We start from the raw sequence: 19772 nt of genomic DNA, 5'->3' as shown, positions 1-19772 counted from the left end.
ACCTGCACCTGCACCTGCACCTGCACCTGCACCTGCACCTGCACCTGCACCTGCACCTGCAGCCGGCGCTCCTCCCGAGCCGGCAGCGGACTCCGGGCCGCGTTCCCAGCCGGATAATGGTCCGCTGAGCGGCGTGGATGAGCAAAGGCCGTCAGATAGCCCGGCCGCTGGCTTTGCCGAGAGCGATCCTTATCCTCCATCGGGAGCGAAGGTACCTGAAATTCCTCCGGGGGAAGATGAGGGGTATTGGGGGTCGGTAGAATCCGAGGCAGAGCGTGGGCGAGAGAGTCGGCCTCAGGCGCCGGGCACCAAGGCTTCCGAGCCACCACAGGATAATACTCCGGACGATGGACGGTCGGCTTCTTCAGCCGATCACAGTGAGGCTGTAGGCGAAGAGGCCGACAGGCAAAACCGCGAGCGTCAACAGCGGCGCTCCGATGAAGCTGAAAGCGAAGTGTACGATGCCTGCGCCGGTGGCAGCGGTCCGGCTCAGGAGGCTGCGACCGGTGCAAAAGCGGGTGGCGGAGACAATAGTCGCTCCAGCGAGACCAAAACCCAGACGCAGCGGGATCAGCCACACGCGGGCGGAAGGGTAGCGCGAGAGATTGGCGCAGCGAGCTTTGCGCGCAATGCGTTTGGAAATTTCATGGCTGACCGGCGGGAACAAAGTGATGCTCGTCATTTGGAAACTCGCACCCGGAAAGTCCGCGACGCCACGCGGGCGGTCGAGGAAGATCTCGGAGCTCTGAGAAAGGTGGGACAAGACTTCTTCGAGGCCTTCGACCAGGCGGCCGCGAAAGAGGGGGCGGGGCCCGAGAAGGTAATCGCGGGCATGACCGAAAACGGGCCGTATGGGGACCTAAGGAAGCAATACCATACTGCGCTCGATCAGACGCCCGGCTTCGCTGACGCCTGGGAGAAGCTCAGGAAGTCCGCGGGGCGCCTCGGGAAAGAGGCGGAACTTCTCGCATCCGACGCATCCGTACGCGGGGCATCCGGCGACGCTTCGGTGAAGGCGGCAGAGGAGGAGGCTGCGAAGGCAGGCCATAAACTCGAAAAACTGCCGGGCCATGAGGCTGGAAAGGACTTTATCAAGGAGGTCGGCGCTGCGCTTGAAAGGTTGGTGAACCGCTTCCGCGATTTTTTTACAGAAGACCGAAAGCGGACGAGGGATCGGGCGCCAGATAACAGCCCGAGCCCCGGGGCCTGATCTCATGGGCCTGTTGAGAGTCGAGAACGTCAAAAAAGGCGCCCGCCACGGTGTGGTCGCCCTCGCGATGCTTTGCGCGCTTTTCGGAACAGCGTTCGCAGATACCGACCCGTCCTCTATTTCCTGGAGCGACCTCAGCGCGGGGGACGATTGGAGCGCCCAAGTTCTGGACTCTCTGTTCCCAATGACATCCGGGGGCTCAACGGCCGCCGGCACGATGCTTCAATACATTTCTGCCTATGTGATGCTGATTGCGGCATTTTGGATCACATACGGCTCTGTCGTCCAACTGCATAGGACCGCAGAGTCAGGCAAGATTCTTTCTGCGCACTTTTCTGGCTGGGCGCCGATACGGATCGTGATGTCCGTAGCACTCATGGTCCCCGTGGCATCGAATAATGGCTTCTCCGTGGGTCAAGCCATCCTTGTTCAGGACCTGGCTAAACCCTCGATCGGCATGGCCAGAAATCTTAACAACGTGGTGGCGAAAGCGGTCGGCCCTGACGCATTGCCAATTGCCGAGCCAATCATTCCCGGGACACGTCAAGTCGTGATGGCGGTCATGGAGAGTGAGTTGTGCCGCGCACTGGTTGGGGCCGCTACCCACAACCCGCTCGTCGCGCCCGAGCCTTCGGTCGTCGACCCGGGGGGCGGTGCCGCGGTAACGGTTGACTATGGGCTGTCTTCGGGGAATGCGAGTGGCACGTCCGTCTGCGGGAGCATCCGAGTGAGCATCCCGAGCCAAGAGGGACAGCACGCGCTCGGGACGACGATCGATCTCTCCGACGTGTCCACGCAGCAAGTGACCGCGCTCAGAAACCTCATAGAGGCTGTCCGACCACCGATGGAGACCTTGGCTACGACCTTGTGGCAGACCCGTGATGCAACGGCATTGCGAGCTATGGACGCGGTGCTGGTGTCCGCGAACACAGCATATTCGGCCGCATTAACCTCTGCCGCAAGCACAGCCGTAAGCAAGATCCGAGCTCAATACTCTGACGGTGCATCCTCCAGCACCGATTCTGGCTATTTGGCGATGAAAAACCTCGGCTGGACAGGGCTTGGCGCCTATTACCTCGAGATCTCGCGGCTCAACTCTGAAGTGCTCGCTGTGGCGTCGATCGTCCCTTCGGTGACTCACCCGAACTGGCAGGGGCTCGGTCACGATTTAATGCTGGATCTCGCAGCATCCGCGGATGCCATCGAGCGGTATCAGGCGACTGAAGAAAAGCAGCTTGCAGCCGCTGACAGTCCGAGCGCTCCCAATGGGGCCATGCGCCTGTATCACAATGGGGAGATCCCAGACTCTGCCGAGAGCGGGTTGGACAAAGCCCTCCAAGCGGTTGGCGTGTCGAACGGCTTGATGACGTTGATTGTGAATCATCTCATCTCACCTACGTCGGGCACGGGTTGGACGGACCCGCTCGGCGCGATGATAACCCTCGGGCACATTCTGATTCACACTGCGCTGGCAATCATCGGGGGCGCGGCAATCGCCAGTAGCAAGACTGCATCCGGTCTGGCGACTGCCGCGAACCTCGTGACGGGTGACCTGCCTGCGGCTGCTGCCTCTGCCACGACATTTGCCTTGAGCGGGTTGATCAAGGCGCTCCTGACGCCGATTTTCGCGGGAGCTTTTCTGCTGCTCGGTCCTGGGATCACTCTCGCGTATGTGCTGCCAATGACGCCCTTCGCCTATTGGACAGTGGGTGTCGCGGGTTGGTATCTGGTCGTCATCGAGGCGGTCGTAGGATTCCCGCTTTGGATGCTGGCTCACATGGTATTCAAGGGCGACGGTCTGCACGGTGGCGGCCTGCGCGGGTATGAGGTTTTGTTCACCATCATCTTCCGACCGGTCATGATGATCGCAGGCCTTATCTTCAGCTACACAGTATTTGCGGCCATATCGTGGTTGATTATGAAAGGCTTCACAGTAGCGACCGGCTTCGTGTTCGATCATGGGTGGCTTCTGGACAATATGATCGGTCTGATCGTGCTCCTATGCATGTTTGTCACGATGGAAATGAGCCTCGCGGTCATGGCATTCCGGCTGATCTCAACATTGCCGCATCACATTCCAGCCATGGCCGGCATGACCAGCATTGGCCGTGTCGATAGTGACGACTTCTCCGACAAAAGCACGGGGCAGGGTCTTTCCACGCCCACGGAGAAGGCTGCGGGCCTGGCTAGAGACACTGCTGTTGGCCTTGGAAACGGAGGCAATGGTCCGGAAAACATAGACAAAGCAGGCGCGCCCCCTGTAGATTCGGCTACGAGGTCGCTGATGATGATCGCTGGTCGGGAAGAAGAGTAGGTTTAAGGGATCCGGCGCATGGATATGCTTGCTTACGACAAACTGGTTCGGATCACCAAGGCGACAGAGGCAGCTGCGGCCGCGATGGGTCGTGCGCAGAATCAGGGACCGGTGGTTCCGCTCTCTCAGTATAACGAACTCGCCGACATGTACAACGAGCTCGTACAGACCTATAATTCGCTTGCGCGCAGGTTTGATGCTTTGAAGGAGGACCGCGACGTCTGCAATAAAGCGGCGGACGACTTCAAGGCTTGGGGCCTAGAGATGCGGGATCTGAAAAGGGAAATTCAAGCACAGCGCGATAAGGCTGAAGCGGATCGTGACGTGTGGCAGAAACGCGCCCGCGCTGTCGCTCGTAAATATGAAGACCTGTGCGTGGACGGCAAGCAGTGGGCTGACATGTGGAAGGCCCGAGCGGAGGCGGCTGAGAAGGAACTGGCCGATCTCAAAAGCGCGACTAAGCCCGTCTCGCCGAACAAGGCAGCATAATGCACTGGTGCCGGGTATCCGCCGTGATTGTCCTTGGATTGGGTGTCGCAGGATGCGCGCATGGGAACATACGTTCAGTCGCTTCATACCATCCGCCGCCTCCGCCCCATGTGAAGCAGCCTCTCTTTGACCCGTACGCTCCCTACGGCTCCGCACCGGCGGTGTGGCGGCCGGCGCTGGCGTCACGGGCCGGGACGATCGTCAAACCGAACGATCCAGTGGACCAGGCCGATCGGCCGAGCTACGAGACCAGCGCCTGGTCGATCGATCAGAAAGCTGCGAAGGCCGGGACGTTCTGAAGCGGCCTGTTCAGGGCAGGACGTAGGCCAGAAGCCCGCCGAGGGCGAGCGCCACGCATCCCAAGCCCAGGAAAACAAAGCCGAAGAAGTTAAACTCAATCACCTCTACATCTCCTCTCGCATCATTTTTGTGGTGAAGAGGCCAGTTTTCACTATTTTTGTGCTACGTTTACCGTTCTTGGGCAAGTTGGCCCGTTTTTCACAGGTGGCGGAATGGCTGGCGCAGGCACGACTTGCGGGGGACTATGGCTCGCAGAGGCTTTCAAAGCCGAGCCCTTTGGCGACCTGGCAGTGAGAAGTTACATCGGAACCAACCGCCGCACGACCGACCTCGGCCCCTATATTACCGAAATCTATCCTCCCCAAATGTATCCCGGAGATGAAGCGGCTGACCACCTTCAATTCCATATCCGCCATGAACCCATAAACCTGGAGCTGCTCTCGCGAGTCTTCAACGTCGCAGGTCCCCGGTTCGTCCAGGAGTGGGTGAACAGCAAACCCACCAGTCAGTACTCCCGACGCGCTGCGTTCCTATACGAGTTCCTGACTGACGAGGATCTCCGTCAGCCATCGGGTTTGCGTGGGTCTTACATTCCAGTGCTCGACAAGGACAGGAATCTGTCTGCAATTACAATTAAAACGGAAGACCGCATCTCCAAATGGAAAGTCATCAACAATATGCCTGGGACGAGGTTTTTCTGTCCGGCAATACCGCTTTCTGAGCGTCTTATGGGCGCATTTAATTACGATATTTCACGACACTATGATGAAATTGTTGAGGAGTTCGGAGCGGATTTACTCTCCCGTTCCGCATCATGGCTCACAACACGAGAAAGCCGGGCAAGCTTCGCCATCGAAAAGGAGTCTGGAGAGACTAACCGAATCCAGCGTTTTGCCCAGGTTATCGCGACATGGACCGGTCACGATCGCCCGCCGTCCCACGGAGGTGACGCTCCAGACGGCCGCAAGCCGGACGCAAGCATTCTTTCGGAGCAGAGACTGACCAGCCTTCAGCAAGCCATCCTAGGCGACGCTGCTTTGCTCCCATACTGCGGATATCGAAAGTCTCCCGTTTTTGTGGGCCGGACGTCCCATCATTCGCAGGTCGTGCATTATTTGGCGCCCCCGGCAGAAGACGTGGCGGTCATGCTTGAGGGCATTGAGACATTTCTGGAGCGCACGCAATACCAGTCACCAGTCATGCGAGCCGCCATTGCATCTTTCGGGTTTGTCTACGTCCACCCGCTCATCGACGGCAATGGGCGCGTGCACCGGTTTCTCATCAATGACATTCTGCGTCGGGACGGTGCGACCCCGGATGACGTCATTCTACCGGTGTCCGTCGCTATTAATGACGACCCGACCAGCCGCCGTGCCTATGACGAGGTCCTGGACAAGATTTCGGTTCCTCTGATGAATCAAATTCGGCCACACATATCGTTTGCCTCAAAGCCGACAATGTATCCCGACGGCATGGAATCAGATCTCGTCTTTTCTGAGGACGGCTTGGCTCGGCCGAACTGGCGATATGCCAACTATGCGCCGCACGTCATTTACATGGCCGAGGTGATCAACACCACCATTGTCCATCACATGCGGGATGAGGCGGTTTATCTCCGGAACCACGATAATGCCCGGCAAGCCCTCAAGGAGATTTGTGAGATGCCCGACGGGCTGGCGGATTCGATAATCCGCTCCGTGACTGGAAATGATGAAGACAGCGTAGGCAGGAGGCTGCGTCGTAATCATTCACAGGTAACGGATGAGATGTGGGCGTCGTTCGTGCAGGCCGTCAGGGATGCCTTCGCGCCGAAGCGGTGATCGTCCACAGGAGCGTCCTTCGGGGCGGTTCCGAGCCCCTGGCACCGACCGCCGGCAGCTTATCCGGCTCACCCTCGCCCAGAGCAGCAGATGGATATCGAGCAGGGGCTTCATGCCTGACCATCGAACAAAGACACGATCTCCTCCAGCCCTATCCGGTCGAAGTCCTCGGGCGCCCGGATAGTGCCGGCGAGGCTCCGCAATGCGTCGAAGGACGGGGGCTGCCGTTATGGCCTACCGTGCTCTCGGCCTAACGGTCGGCTTCCTCATGCCGTTGTCGGCTTTCCTTGTACCGCCCTATCCTCGCATTTATCCACCGGGAAGGAGGTGCGAAGGAATGGACAGCGAGACCTTAAAATTGTGCGTACCGTTTGAACGACGAAATGAAGCCGCGCAAGCCGGGGCATATTTTGACGGAACATTGAAAGCATGGTTGTGCAGGGCGTCGGACAAAGCAAAACCGGGATTGGTTGCGTTCCTTCCTTACCGACACCGGTCGGACAGAAACCCTCCTTACTTGCGTCCCTGGATGGTCCCGCAGTCGCTGTGGGGAATGAATCTGCGCGCCCTTCTCATTGAGGAAGACTGGAAGCGTGTCGCAAAAGATGCCCGGGATCGCTCAGGGTGCCGGTGCCGCGTCTGTGGCGAAGTTGGACCACAGTGGCCTGTCGAAGCTGACGAAGGCTGGGCTTACGACGACCAAAGGCGGATACAGACCCTGAAGGGAGTTATTGCACTGTGCCCGGATTGCCATGCCGTTCGGCATTGGGGGCGCACACTGACTCTTGGGGACTCCGAGCGAGCGCTAGCCTGGATGGCGCGTGTTAACCGGACCACGGTCGACGAGGCCAAACAATGTTGCGATGATGCTATGGAGCAATGGCAACAGCGCAGCCGGTACTCAGACTGGCGATGTGAGATTTCATGGGTAACTCGCGTCTACAATATTACACCGCGAGCTGACGGCGAGAGGGAGGCACGGGCTCGCAATACGAATTTTGTCTCCGACGCGCGTCAGCGCGCACAAGCGAACACTTCCATGTCGCACGGCGCGAGAATCCTGAACCACTACTTACGAGGTTGATTCGGACCTCGCCTGGACCTGGACGGTCAGACGGCGACGACGCACCCATCTTCGAACCCGGGGGTGGTGAAGAGCGGCCCGGCCGGGTTGGCGACGATGCGTGTGCCGCTGCCATGCACCCGGTCCTCGCGGGCGTGGATATGGCCATGCACCCATAGAGCGATCCGGTGCCTGGTCATCAGCTCGGAGAGGTCGGACGCGAACAGGCCCGCCCCCGCATGGACCCGCAATGCCGCCGGCATCCGGTCCACCAGAGGAGCATGATGCGTGACGACGACGATCGGCAGACCATCGGCCGGGGCCTCATCCAACATGGACGCGATCCGCGCGCGCTGAACCGCATGCAGGACGGTTTCATCGCCATGGGTAATGGTGCCCTGCCCATCGGGCCTGCGAACGCCTTCTCCGGTCGCCTCGTGCGGCCTGAGATGTAATCCGGAGAGCAAACCATCCGCCCACAAGGTGGCCCCCATGAAGCGCACGCCGGCGATAACGGCCGCGTCCCCGTCCAGCACGGTGACATTGCCCCCCTTTGCCGCCCGCTTCAGCCGGTCCAGGCAGCGGGCCGGCGTCATACCCCAGGCCTCATGGTTGCCGGCAACCAGCACGCTTGGCCGCCCCTCGGCCAACCGGGCGATTGTCGCGACGGCCTTCTCGGGCTCGCCCTCCCAGATGTCGCCGGCCGCGACCAGCACGTCGAACTCCGGCCGGGGAGGATCATAAGCATCTGGGAAGGGTGCCGTTTCCAGATGCAGATCCGACAGCACCCACACGCGCGCCATAAGGGTCAGTCCGTTTTGCCGTTGAGGAAAGCAGGGAGATCCCCGAGTGCGCGCGCTGCCCATCCCGGCAAGGAAGCGTGATGACGGGCCTGCCCATCTTCATACACCAGAACCAGTTTGTGGCTGGATCCGCTATTGTGGAACAGGATTACTTGTTCTGCCAGCACAGCAGCCTTCGGCAAGGCTTCCATCGTAGATGAACCGCTCGGCCAGAGTCGATTTCCCCGCCCCATTAGAACCCGCGAAAACCCATAGCCGCGGGCGCTCCTTCATAAAGCGCGGATGACCTGATCGCCCGCCTTATTATAGCGCACCAGTTCCCGGTGCCCGTCCGGGTATTCCTTGATCAGTAACTCCGGGGGCGTGTCATCCGCGCGGTAGTAAATCGGGATGCCCGCCGCCAGCGTGTCACGCGCGGCGTCGCCGAACTGTTCCAGCGTGCTCAGATCCCGCCAGATGCCCTCGTTGACGTCAACAGACGCCAAGGTTTGGCTCCCCATTGCCCCGTCTCCTCCAGAACCAATTCTCGCACCATTCTTAGCATCTTCACGCTCGAGAAGACATCTGGCGATCGGCCGTTGATAGGACGGCCGAGTTGTGCTGCCAAAACAGCAGCCAAACGCTCCATCGCTTGCGCTTCGTTCATCGCGGCCAGACGTTCCCGCCGTCCGAGAGGATAGTGGAGAAGCTCCTGCTGCGGCCAGTTAGCGCCTGTTAAACTCTGCTGGAATACCGGGCGAGGTTCACCCGCCTGTCTGACGCGACAACCGCGCGATACGTTTTCCAGCCTGGGCTGCGCCGAGGGCCACAGCGTAAAGCAAGCCAAGAAGGGCACCGACAAGCATTAGCAGCACCAACGTCAAACCAGATGCCTTCAGGCCAAAACCCAAGGCGTGAAGTAACCGTTCTCCAACACCTAGACACACCCAGGCAGGATCACCGTTACAGTATGCACGCTCGTCGAGCCAGTCCGTCCAGAACCCCAGGATGCCCGGCATCAGCACGAAACTCACTGCCACCGCCGGTATGGAAATCTTGATTGTCAGCACGGTTGTCCTCTCCCTCCATTAAGTGCCTCGAAAGCAAAGTTCTGAACGGCTGCAATATCTGCAGCCCGTTGTTCAAGCGCAGGGCGCCCAGCCTCGGCTTCGCAGAGGCGGATAATCCGCTTGCAGGGCAGATTGCGGGCGATAGCGTTCGGATTCACGATCGCTCCATGCTGCGCGCTTGGTTCATCGCGGCCAGACGTTCCCGCCATCCGAGAGGAAAGTGGAGAAGCTCCCGCTGCGGCCGGTTCGCGCCTGCCAGTTCGTGAGAGCAAACACCAGGAACTGGCCGCCGAGCACGACGCCGATCGCGACGCGCATGATGCTGGCAGGGGCGAAGATTCCCACGCCATCGACAATGACGAGCCAGCACCAGCAGGCCAGGTCGAATAGAAACAACGTGGCAAAGAGCCTGCCAAGAGTCCTGCTCCGAGCCCGTACCGGCGTAAGGCGCTGAATCGCGTTCTGGTCCTCGCCCGTTTGACCCTGGCCCCGCACTTCGAGCGTGTCATCGACCGCCAGGGTTGGCGCGTCATAGACGCCGAGCAGTCCGCCTTTCGCCGTTCGGTAGGCCGGTCTCAGGGCCATCGTGAAAGGGCGGGCGAGCCAGATGACAACGCCGGCGACGCCACCCCGGGTTCCGCTCCGCCGCCTCACGACGGCAGGCTCGCTAGGAACTGCGCGATATCATCCGGCATACCGGTTTCCTGGCGCGAGGCGCCCGTCTTGTCTTTCCAGACGAGGGTCGGCGTTCCGCGCATTTTCACAGCGTGGGCCGCGGCCAGGTTCAGCGTCAGTTCCGCCGAGGCGGCTGCATCCGTCTCCTGACCCGGGACCGCGTGGCCCACGTCGCTGATACGGCGCCACGCGCGCGCCATTTCCTGTGACGGCGCGGACAGCATCTGCAGCGCAGCCGGTGTGCTTGCGCCGCCGTTCTCATGGTCATTGATCGCGACAGGAACGAGAGCGAGCTGGAGCTTCCCGCTTTCAACGTAGGGCTGCAGGGCTCCGAAAGCCCGTGTCGAAAACGGGCATAGGGGATCGATGATCATGTAGACGCGGGGCGCATTCTGCCGGCCGTCTACGCCAAAATGGGCGGCTGCCAGGCGGGCCACCGGATCCACGCCCGTACCGGCATGTGGGAGGCCGTCGTTCGCCGAAGGAGAGGGCACCGGTGCCGGTGCCCAGTGGGCGGTTGGGATCGCTCCCGGTATCTCGGCCACCTGAGTTCGGGTGACGTTGCGACCGCTCGCGTCCCACATGACGCCGCCGATTTCTGCCTGGTCATCCGGGGTGAGGTAGAAGACCCGGAACTGATCTCCAGTCCGCGCGAATACGCCTCGCAGACCATGCTCTTCTTTCAAGCGGTAGAGGACCGCGCCACGGCTTGTGATGCGCGTCAGGGCAGGTGACGCGGCGATCTCCGCGGCCGTCACGGGGGGCGCGTCTGTCAATTGGGCTGGTGGTTGGGTGATGGCTGCTGTGGCGATTGGCTCCGGAGCGGGGCAGGCGGTGCCGGCAATCGCCACCGTAGGGACGGTCACGACGAGCGCTGCATAGGCAAGGGTTCGCATTGCAAAATTCCTCCTTGCGGTAGCATGCCGCCGTTGTTTGTGACCGGACGCATGGCACTCGCGCGCGCAGTCACAAACGAGACGGGCATGGTACGCACGACAGCAACTGCGTGAGAGATTCCCCGTGTCCCGTTTCATTCTATTGGTGGCCCTGGCAGGTGCACCGGTCCTGTGCGGCGTGCCGGCTCATGGTCAGCACTTGTCTCCGGAGCAACTGGATCGCCTCTCCCAGGAGCGGCAAAGCGAAATCGGCCCGCGAGATTGGGGGGCGCCACCCCCGAACGGCAAAGCGGCAGTAACGGTAGCCAAGCCCACACCCGTCCCAACCAGGTGCATGAGCCCGGCGCACGACTTCGAGCCGCTTTTTCAGGAGCCGCGCGCCTCATCTCAGCGTGTGGGGTCTGCAGCACCCCAGATCGCGGTGACTGACGACGTTCAAGCCGGGTGGCGGAAGGTGTTGCGGCGAGGGACGAACTACGCGTGGCTGCCGGAGGCGGATGTAGTCGACTATCGGCCGCTCGTGCCTTCGAATCCGACGCGGTGTGAGGTTGCCGGCGAGGGGAGTGACGGTCGGGTGTTGTTCACGCACCCGAAGCTGTGATGGCTGCGCCCTTTTACCGCACGGTCGCCGGCGCGGCCTTGATCGGGCAGCTGCTCCATGTCTCCCCGTCCGCGGCGGCGATTCCGGAGCAGGTAGTTCCGGCATATCCGGAAATTGGCGCGCCAACCTTCACCCGTCCGGGGACAAGTAGTGCGTCAAGCAGCGGGACCTCCGGGACGGCCACATCCTTTGATGGTGCTTGGGGCACGTCGGACGCGTACGAGACGTTGATGGCGCAGACCTATGGCGCTGACGCGGTTGCGGCAGCGCAAGCTGCCGGCATCAATCCGGACACCCTTGCTGCGTTCGGGCAAATCGAGAGCCATTTTCAGAACGTCGGAAATGGCTCGTCGAGCGCAGATGGCGTCTGGCAGGTCACGGACGCGACCTGGAATCAGTACGCCTCGGAACTGGGCCTTTCGGACGCGGACCGTAGCGATCCGGCGACGCAAGCGAAGGTGGCCAGCGCGATTATCAGTGACTACGCCAGCGCGGTCAGTAGTGCCACCGGAGGGACCGCCACTGGGGCCCAAGTGTATGGCGCGTATATGTTCGGAACGAAAGCCGGCTCAGCGATTGCAACGGAAACGGATGCAACGACACCGCTTAGCACGTTTGTTTCCGCGAAGGCATTAGCGGCCAACAATATGACGGGCTGGACGGTTGGCCAGTATGAGACGGCCATCTCAAGCCGTATGGGCAGTGGCGCCAGCGAGGCCGTGATCTCGTGAGCGAGGCTGCGCCAAAATGGACACAAAATCAAGGGTTTTTGTCATCAATTCTTCGTGATCTTCCGATTCGGGAATTGTTGCCAGACGGAAAGGGCGGCAGCGTGCACTCACGCCTGTGCTGGCAGTTGGCGCGGGCGTCGCGATTCGCTTTTGGAGGCTCAATGCACTGACAAACGCCAGATAAAAGAAAACCCTGCCTCCCCCGATCGCCAAATCGGAAGAGCCAGGGCCCCAAAAACCAAACAAACGCTATCTGACACCAAAAACCAAAAAACCAAGCAGACAAACAGCTAAACCATACCGTCAGATAGCGCTAATTCCCTCGGTAACGCAAGCGAAAATTGCGAACGGGAGTGTTTTGTCCGGGGCCTGGAACGGGGAGGCAAACCTGTCACCTGCCACACCACGGAACACTACATGGACACTGCCGAGGACAGGCGCGAACCCGCGCCTCCACCGTCGCGCCGAGGGCGCCGCCGCCTCAACGCGCCTATGCACGCGGCGCAGGACGAGCTGGGCCTTCCGCCTCCCGCCACTCCGTCAAAGCGCGACCTCCTGAACGTCCTGAAGTCGCTACGCGGAACACTTCCTGTGAGCCGGGCGGCCGCTGCAACGCTGATCGTGATGATCGAGAAGACCAGACCAGAGGATTGGGAGGCACTCGCCACACCGTTCATCTACGCCCACAACACGACGTTGATGACCTGGACCGGGTTGTCTCGCACGACGCTACAGCGCCATGTGCGAGAGCTCGCGGAAGCCAAGATGCTCGTTGCTCAGGACGGACGCAACGGCCAGCGGGGGCGTCGTTGGCAAGGGAGCGACGGGGAGACGCGCGTAGGCTTCAATTTGGCCAGCATGCGCTATCGCTGGACAGAGCTCCTGGCGCTTCTCGACGAGGCCCGCAGGCACCGCGAGCGGATATCCTTCCTCCGTGCCGCAATTGCGGATCTCAACGAGCCCGTGCGCGCGGGAGCGGAGCAAGCCGGGCTGAATGACATCGTCGAGCAGGCCAGGCGCATCATGCGCTCTCGGCTCCGGACCAGCGCGATCGACAGGCTCGAAGGCTACCATGAGGCAATGGCAGAGCTTCTTCGGGCCGTTAACGAGATCCGCGCTTCCCAGCCTGTGGAAAACTGTGCCGCGCCAGACGCTTGTACAGAAAAAGTGGGGCCCATGGGCCCCGGTTTCGGGGCCCACTATACAGATACAAAAAACAATCAATCTTCCAAAAAGGTAGTGCCTGTAGCGGCCGACGGCCGCGATCGCATTGAAGCAATGCGGCCGGCGAAAGCCTTGCTACCTCACGCGCCGCCGGATGGGACCGATCGTTCGGCGCTTCGTGGGTTCAAGGGTACAGCGCTGTTTTATCTCGAGATTTGTAGCGCCCTGAGGGCGTTCTGCACTTCGGCTCGACCGACTGCAGACGAACTCGTCCTCGGCGCGGAGTATCTCTCCGGGCAGATTGGGGTCTCCTATCATGCCTGGGCTCAGGGATGCACTGTGCTCGGGCGGTTTCAGGCTGCGATCGCGGTGATTGTTATGGCGGCCCGCCTCGAGCGCGGCGCAATCATTCATCGGCCGGACGCGTATCTCAGAGCCCTCATCGAACGCGGTTGCCGCAGCCAGCTCTACCTGGATCGCAGCCTCTACGCGCTGCGTGACGCGCGGACTCGTGAAACCGAAACGACGGTCCGGACCCAGAGTGCAAATTCCCCCCGATCTCGCAGGGCGGGCCCGGAGTTACAAACGCACAATGGATAATGCACGGAAGGAAAATCGCGCGGAATCTCCTCATGAAACTCTCCCTCCGACTGCTGTTCGGCTGTACGATCCTCACGCCCGTCGCGGCGTTGGCGCAAGCCCTGCCTGTTGGAGGCTCTTTCGTCGCCGGGGTTGGACACATTGACCGCGCTCCCAATACCCTCACCGTCAGCCAATCCAGTGAGCGCGCCGTCGTTAACTGGCAGGGGTTTTCGATTGGCGCTGGGAAGTCTGTCCAATTCAATAATGGTTCGGGAACCACACTCAACCGTGTGACTGGTGCCCAGCTATCCGATATCTCCGGCAAACTGGGGGCGACGGGGTCCGTTTTTCTCATCAATCCGAACGGCGTCGTGGTAGGGCCGGGCGGCAAAGTGGTTGTCGACGGGTCATTCACGGCTTCGACACGGGACACTACCGACCGGGATTTCATGGCCGGCGGGGCCGTAACTCTGTCCGGCGCGTCAACCGGGGTGGTCGCCAACAAAGGCACGATATACGCGAAAAACGGTTCGGTGACCCTTGTCGGCAGATCCGTTTCAAACACCGGCACAATCCGGGCCGATCACGACGCGGTCGCAATGGTCGCAGGCGACACCGTAATCCTGGCGGACAAGAACGAGCGCGACGGGATCTTCGTCAAGCCAAAAGCGGCGACCACGGGAGACGTAACAAACTCGGGTCGCATCAAGGCCACGTCAGCAGAACTGCGATCCGTGGGTGGAAACGTATATGCCCTTGCGGGCAACCACGACGGCGTGATCACGGCTACCGGGGTGGTTGACGGCTCTGGCGGGGTCTACCTTACCGCGGACGAGGGTACTGTCTCAGTTTCCGGCACGCTGGCGGCACACACGGGGGACGGCGCCGGCGGAACAATCGTCGCCAACGGTCATGACGTCCAAATTGCCGGAACGGCCACGCTGGACGCCCGCGCCGTCTCTGCGGGCAAGCCTGGTGGGACCGTTCTGGTTGGTACGTCCGCAAAAGGGGGCCAGCAACTCGCTACGAAGGTCGGTCTCGAAAGCGGCGCGAAGATTCTGGCCGGCGAAGGAAAATCCGCCGGCTATGTGGAGACGTCGGCGCGCAGTTTGAAGACTGGCGCGGTCACCGTCCGGGCCGGCGCTGGCGGGCAATGGCTGACCGATCCGGACGACCTGACAATCGACAGCACGGCAGCGTCCTCGATCTCTTCGACCCTTAACTCCGGGACGAATGTGACCGAGCAGACGACTGAAACGACATCCAGCGGCGTCGGTGTGGTTGGAACAGGCGGAACCGGAGCAATCAATATCAATGCGCCGGTTTCATGGAACTCTGGCGCAACCCTCGCACTGTCTGCTTATGGGCAAATTACCTTCAACAGCAATGTGACGGTTCAGGGATCGGGTGCAGTCTCTATGACTGCTTCTGCCATCAACTTCAATTCTGGCGTTCTAACCTATACGACTCAGAATGAAGGCTCTTTGAACATCAATGGTAATCCATACACATTGATCTGGACGCCTGACCAACTGGAGTCCATCGGCCAGAGCGGAAACTACGCACTTGCGAACGCTATTGATCTTAGCGGCGTCTCCAATTTCACGCCGATCGGAAACTCTGCATCATCCGGATCGCCTTCCTACTCCGCATTTACTGGTGCGTTCACGGGGCTAGGAAATTACGTCAATAACTTGACCATCAATGATAGTCAGTATGCCTATGTTGGTCTTTTTGGCCAGATTGGTTCGCAAGCCAACATCCAGGCCGCACGAATCAGTAATGCAAACATAACGGCGACCGCGCCAGGCACTACTGCTGGCGTAATCGCAGGAAGCAATGCCGGAACCGTTATCGGACTGTCGACGTCCGGGAACATCACTGCAAATGGCAATGTCGGCGGCGTCTTCGGAGAGAATTCTGGAAATATCTGGTATGGCGGTTCCTACACGACGGTAACGACAACCTCCTATACACAGGCTCAGGCGGGAGGTTTCGTTGGTCTGAATACGGGCGGCCTGAATTATGTGAATTCCTTCGGTGATGTCAGCAGCCCATCAGTCACCGGAAACCTTGCCAACACCGACAATCTCGGAGGAGTCGCCGGAGCGAATATCGGCTCCATAATGGGAGGCTTGGCCTACGGATCGGTGACGAACGGCCAGAATGTGGGCGGGTTGGTCGGGTGCAACAATTGCAATGATGCTTCGACGGCCGGGACGATCACCAAGTCGTCCGCAAGCGGAAGTGTCAGCAATGCGTCTGGCACCTTGAACTCGGACGTTGGTGGCCTTGTTGGTTATAATTCGGGCACCATCAGCGCGTCCTTTTCAACTGGGGGCGCATCAATCACCGGAGGCAACACCACGGCAGACGGATATAACAATGCCGGCGGATTGATCGGGTTTAACGTCGGCGCAGTCTCGAACACATACGCAATCGGGAATGCGTCGGTATCAGGGTCTTCGGCACAGAACAAGGCCGGCGGACTGATGGGGGCGACTGGGAAATCCACGAACCAGACAATATACACTCCCGTAAGCGTATCGGACTCCTTCTCGACCGGAACCGCCTCCGCAACAACGGCTGGCGGCGCATTCGGCTATTCCGACGGAACATCCGTCTCGAACGTCTATTATGACACGGAAACGTCAGGTATGGCGTCCGGTGTCTCAGGGGGCGTTTCCACCGGCGTCACTGGCCTGACAACAAGCCAGATGACATCGACTATTCCATCCGGGTTTTCGTCGTCCGACTGGGGAAATCAGAATAATCAGACCACGCCATATCTTACAACCAGCGACCTATCCCAATCTATACCTCAAACTGTCTATTTCGGGAACTCAAGCAGTTTTTCTCCCACGACGCCCGTCAGTCTGTTCTTTTCTGCTAACAGCCTCTATCTCATTTCCGCCAACCTGAGCGGTAACTATGCTCTCGGGAACGATATCGATGCGTCCGCAATCGGATTGTTCTCCGCTGAAGGCGGCGCTTCGCCATTCACTGGAACCTTCGACGGGCTCGGCCATACGATATCCAATCTGAGCCTCAATACGAATTTGCCATACGTCGGACTGTTCGCCATCAATGCGGGGAAGATCGGGAACCTGAACCTTAATGGCGTCTCCGCGACCGGATCAATGTCTGCGAATGCTGTCGGCTCTCTTGTTGGCATCAACGAAGGCTCGATTTCGGATGTGTCCGCTGCCGGTGTGAATATTTCTGTCAATGTTTCTTCTGGCGCCTACAATTCTTCAAGCGCGTGGTTGAGCAATAGGACTGATGTCGGAGGATTGACTGGAGCCAGCACTAATTCCGGATCGATAGACCATGTTTCGGTTTCTGGGTCTGTTAGCCTGGCTGGCACCAATACCGTTATTTCGGATGTCGGCGGATTGATCGGCGCATCTTCCGGTTCGCTTTCTTCTGCCTATTCGAATGTTGCCATTTCCGTGTCTGCACAGCAGTCCGGTGGTGTCGGTGGATTGGATGGGTATAACGGCGGGACCATCACGAACGCCTACACGACCGGAACAGTTACAAACACATCCACATCTACCACATCCACGGGCGGCCTCGTCGGAAACGAATGGGGCGCACAGGGGAGCGTATCGAACGTCTACGCCACCGGCGCAGTCAGCGGGCCGTCCGGCATGGGCGTCGGTGCCCTGTTCGGTGACCTCCAGGCTGACCGGACCTACACGAACGCCTATTACAATACCGCCCTCGGCATAAACCCCGTAGGGTCTGGAAGCGCCCAAGGGACCACCGGGACCACAATTTCGGCTTTGGCGTCGGCATTACCAACTGGGTTCTCGCCGTCGATATGGGGGGACCAGAACGGCGAAACACCTTACCTTCTCGGGATCGCCGGGAACCAGCTTGGTTATTTCGGCGAGAGCGGGACTTTTCCCGTGACAACGCCCGTCTGGCGCGTCCAGTCCACTTTCGGGCTCCAAACGATCAACAATGATCTGGCCGCCAATTATGCCATGGTTTCCGATATCGATGCGGGCGCCGTATCAAACTTCGCGCCCATTGGCGGGACATCAGGATATTCTGGTGTCTTTGATGGCCAGGGACATACGATTTCGAATTTGACGATCAATGATACAAGCGATGCCCAAGTTGGTCTCTTTGGCGCCACGGCCACAAGCGCCAAAATAATGAATGTCACCTTGAATTGCGGCTCCGTAACTGGGAATTCTGCTTACATCGGAAGTCTTGTTGGGGGAAATCAGGGAGAGATCACCAACGATACATCTACTGTTTCCGTTAGTTCCAGCGGACAATCATCTAATACAGGTGGACTTGTCGGTGCTAACTTCGGATCAATCACATCATCCGAATATAATGGTTCTGTTACTTCATCGGCATTGGATGCCAATTCCGGCGGCATCGCCGGCTGGAACTTTGGAGCAATATCGAAATCACAATCAAGCGGTCAAGTATCCGCCGTCAGTGGATCAAACGGCGGACTTGTAGGATACAACACTGGATCAATCGATCTTTCATTCTCATCATCCAATCTGATTACATACAGCGGCGCGGGTGCCTCCTTTGGCGGACTCGTGGGATACAGTCTCGCCGCACAAATTGGAGGCCCGTCAGGCATTGTTTCCGAGCCAGGATCTATTTCAAGATCATATGCCACCGGCAATGTGACAAACTACGGCAATCCTGTCATTTTCTCGGCAGGCGGATTGCTAGGAAATACAATCGCACGCTCCTACACTAATTATGTAAATAACGCCTCGATAACTGACTCATACTCCACCGGAAATGTATCATCTCCGAATGGGAATATTGGAGGTCTTGTCGGATTTATTTCATCGAACACAACGATATCCGACGCTTACTCTACCGGATCGGTGACGGGTCAAGGTTCTGGAAATGGAACAGTTGGAGCATCAATCGGTCTCAACCAATCTAGCTTACTAACCAATGTCTATTTTGACAGCAATCGGGCCGCAGTATCAAACACCGTTGGCTCCGGCACTAGCTCCGGAATTACCGGTCTTACAACCCTCCAGTGGGCAACCGAAGGACCGTCTACGCCGAATAGTCCATACAGCTTTTCTCTACCCACAGCCTGGACTTCAGGGACTCCGTATCCCGTAATTTCTGCATTGCCGTATCAGATTGTCGTTGTCTCTGGCCAATCTGTTTACGGCTCCGATCCCGCTTCCGGGACTTGGACCAATACAAGTGCGGGACTTGACTCTCCCCTTGCAGGCTATCAGAGCGCGGCAAGCGCCTCGTCCTCCGTTGGCTCATATGTTGCTTGGGGAACGGGAGCGGTCAAAAATGGATACCAGATCACCTACGCTGGGACGAACACTATAACCCCGGCCAGCTTGACCATCACACCAGGAAATCTGTCCAGTATCTATGGGACGACACCGAGCCCATCGGCTACGAATTACTCAACCAGTGGCCTGGTCAACGGCGACACGATCACGTCCATCAGGATCACCACGGCGGCGACGGGAGCAACCCCCGTCGGTGTTTATCCCGCTGGGCCGGTGGCTATCCGAGCAACCATGGCTCAGGGGGTGGGGCTCTCGAACTATACGATCTCATACGCGCCGGGCACACTCACTATCAATCCGGCCGCACTGACAATCGCAGCGCTTGACCAAACCAGCACCTACGGGCAGGCCCCGGCGCTTGACGCCTCCGCATTCGGCGTGACCGGACTGGTCAACGGCGACACGGTCTCAGCCGTCAGCCTGACCACGGCCGCGACCGGCGCAACGCCGGTCGGCACAGCCGCGATCACCGCCAGCGCAGCGACCGGCAGCGGCCTGTCGAACTACGACATCACCTACCAGGGCGGCACCCTGACGATCGATCCGGCCGCGCTGACCGTCACCGCCCTCGACCAGTCCAGTACCTACGGGCAGGCCCCGGATCTCGGCACCAGCCGTTTCAGCGCGGCCGGTTTGGTCAACGGTGACGCCGTGTCCAGCGTGACGTTGGCCACGGCCGCAACCGGCGCCAGCTCCGTCGGCAGCTACGGCATCACTGCCGCCGGCGCGACCGGCAGCGGCCTGACGAACTACGCCGTGACCT

16 protein-coding genes are annotated in these 19772 nt (G+C 59.6%); 8 read left to right on the top strand and 8 right to left on the bottom strand.

All coding sequences use genetic code 11. From position 1 onward, the window contains the following. The coding region (locus ABF821_RS12585) for a hypothetical protein (protein ID WP_415530213.1) at nt 1-200 on the bottom strand (200 nt) is incomplete at its 3' end. 164 nt (nt 201-364) lie between these two features. Further along, a complete protein-coding gene (locus tag ABF821_RS12580) occupies nt 365-682 on the bottom strand; it encodes a hypothetical protein (protein ID WP_415530211.1) in 318 nt (105 codons plus the stop codon). On the opposite strand from ABF821_RS12580, the gene ABF821_RS12575 reads away from it, so the two are divergent. The 5 genes from ABF821_RS12575 to ABF821_RS12555 all read left to right on the top strand — a co-directional run bounded on the left by ABF821_RS12575 (nt 683) and on the right by ABF821_RS12555 (nt 6133). Further along, the gene (locus tag ABF821_RS12575; RefSeq protein ID WP_415530210.1) at nt 683-1210 is read left to right on the top strand and encodes a hypothetical protein; all 528 of its coding nucleotides are present in this window, start codon (nt 683-685) and stop codon (nt 1208-1210) included. A 4-nt stretch (nt 1211-1214) separates the two neighbouring features. After that, nucleotides 1215-3524 carry a DotA/TraY family protein gene (locus tag ABF821_RS12570; protein ID WP_415530209.1) on the top strand — a complete coding sequence of 770 codons (2310 nt, stop codon included), beginning with the start codon at nt 1215-1217 and terminating at the stop codon, nt 3522-3524. 18 nt (nt 3525-3542) lie between these two features. Continuing rightward, nucleotides 3543-4013 (top strand): hypothetical protein, encoded by a 471-nt coding sequence (locus ABF821_RS12565; protein ID WP_415530208.1) that lies wholly within the window; start codon nt 3543-3545, stop codon nt 4011-4013. A gap of 110 nt (nt 4014-4123) precedes the next feature. Further along, on the top strand, nt 4124-4312 hold the full coding sequence (locus ABF821_RS12560; RefSeq protein ID WP_259654889.1) for a hypothetical protein: 189 nt from the start codon (nt 4124-4126) through the stop codon (nt 4310-4312). 213 nt (nt 4313-4525) lie between these two features. Further along, on the top strand, nt 4526-6133 hold the full coding sequence (locus ABF821_RS12555; protein WP_415530207.1) for a Fic family protein: 1608 nt from the start codon (nt 4526-4528) through the stop codon (nt 6131-6133). Between the two features lie 1110 nt (nt 6134-7243). Here ABF821_RS12555 and ABF821_RS12550 read toward each other — a convergent pair. From ABF821_RS12550 to ABF821_RS12525, 6 genes are all read right to left on the bottom strand, one after another. Then, nucleotides 7244-7999, bottom strand: coding sequence for a metallophosphoesterase (locus ABF821_RS12550; protein WP_415530206.1), 756 nt, complete (start codon nt 7997-7999; stop codon nt 7244-7246). Between the two features lie 5 nt (nt 8000-8004). Beyond that, nucleotides 8005-8190 (bottom strand): hypothetical protein, encoded by a 186-nt coding sequence (locus ABF821_RS12545; RefSeq protein WP_415530205.1) that lies wholly within the window; start codon nt 8188-8190, stop codon nt 8005-8007. Nucleotides 8191-8268: 78 nt separating this feature from the next. Beyond that, the gene (locus ABF821_RS12540) at nt 8269-8484 is read right to left on the bottom strand and encodes a hypothetical protein (protein WP_259654888.1); all 216 of its coding nucleotides are present in this window, start codon (nt 8482-8484) and stop codon (nt 8269-8271) included. A 258-nt stretch (nt 8485-8742) separates the two neighbouring features. After that, on the bottom strand, nt 8743-9048 hold the full coding sequence (locus ABF821_RS12535) for a hypothetical protein (RefSeq protein WP_415530204.1): 306 nt from the start codon (nt 9046-9048) through the stop codon (nt 8743-8745). A gap of 183 nt (nt 9049-9231) precedes the next feature. Then, nucleotides 9232-9633: a hypothetical protein gene (locus tag ABF821_RS12530; protein ID WP_415530203.1), complete on the bottom strand. Its 402-nt coding sequence runs from the start codon at nt 9631-9633 to the stop codon at nt 9232-9234. Between the two features lie 65 nt (nt 9634-9698). After that, on the bottom strand, nt 9699-10619 hold the full coding sequence (locus ABF821_RS12525; RefSeq protein ID WP_415530202.1) for a DsbC family protein: 921 nt from the start codon (nt 10617-10619) through the stop codon (nt 9699-9701). Nucleotides 10620-11219: 600 nt separating this feature from the next. On the opposite strand from ABF821_RS12525, the gene ABF821_RS12520 reads away from it, so the two are divergent. The 3 genes from ABF821_RS12520 to ABF821_RS12510 form a co-directional block, all read left to right on the top strand. Continuing rightward, nucleotides 11220-11951, top strand: coding sequence for a transglycosylase SLT domain-containing protein (locus ABF821_RS12520; protein WP_183010412.1), 732 nt, complete (start codon nt 11220-11222; stop codon nt 11949-11951). A 417-nt stretch (nt 11952-12368) separates the two neighbouring features. Next, nucleotides 12369-13715 (top strand): replication initiation protein RepC, encoded by a 1347-nt coding sequence (gene repC, locus ABF821_RS12515; RefSeq protein WP_183010411.1) that lies wholly within the window; start codon nt 12369-12371, stop codon nt 13713-13715. 32 nt (nt 13716-13747) lie between these two features. Beyond that, a partial coding sequence (locus ABF821_RS12510; protein ID WP_415530201.1) for an MBG domain-containing protein occupies nt 13748-19772 on the top strand: 6025 nt, incomplete at its 3' end.

Origin of the sequence: Gluconacetobacter sp., from assembly GCF_047721585.1 — a bacterium.
GTDB lineage: Bacteria > Pseudomonadota > Alphaproteobacteria > Acetobacterales > Acetobacteraceae > Gluconacetobacter > Gluconacetobacter dulcium.
Note: the sequence above shows the minus strand (reverse complement) of the source record. Positions and strands in the feature narration are given on the sequence as shown.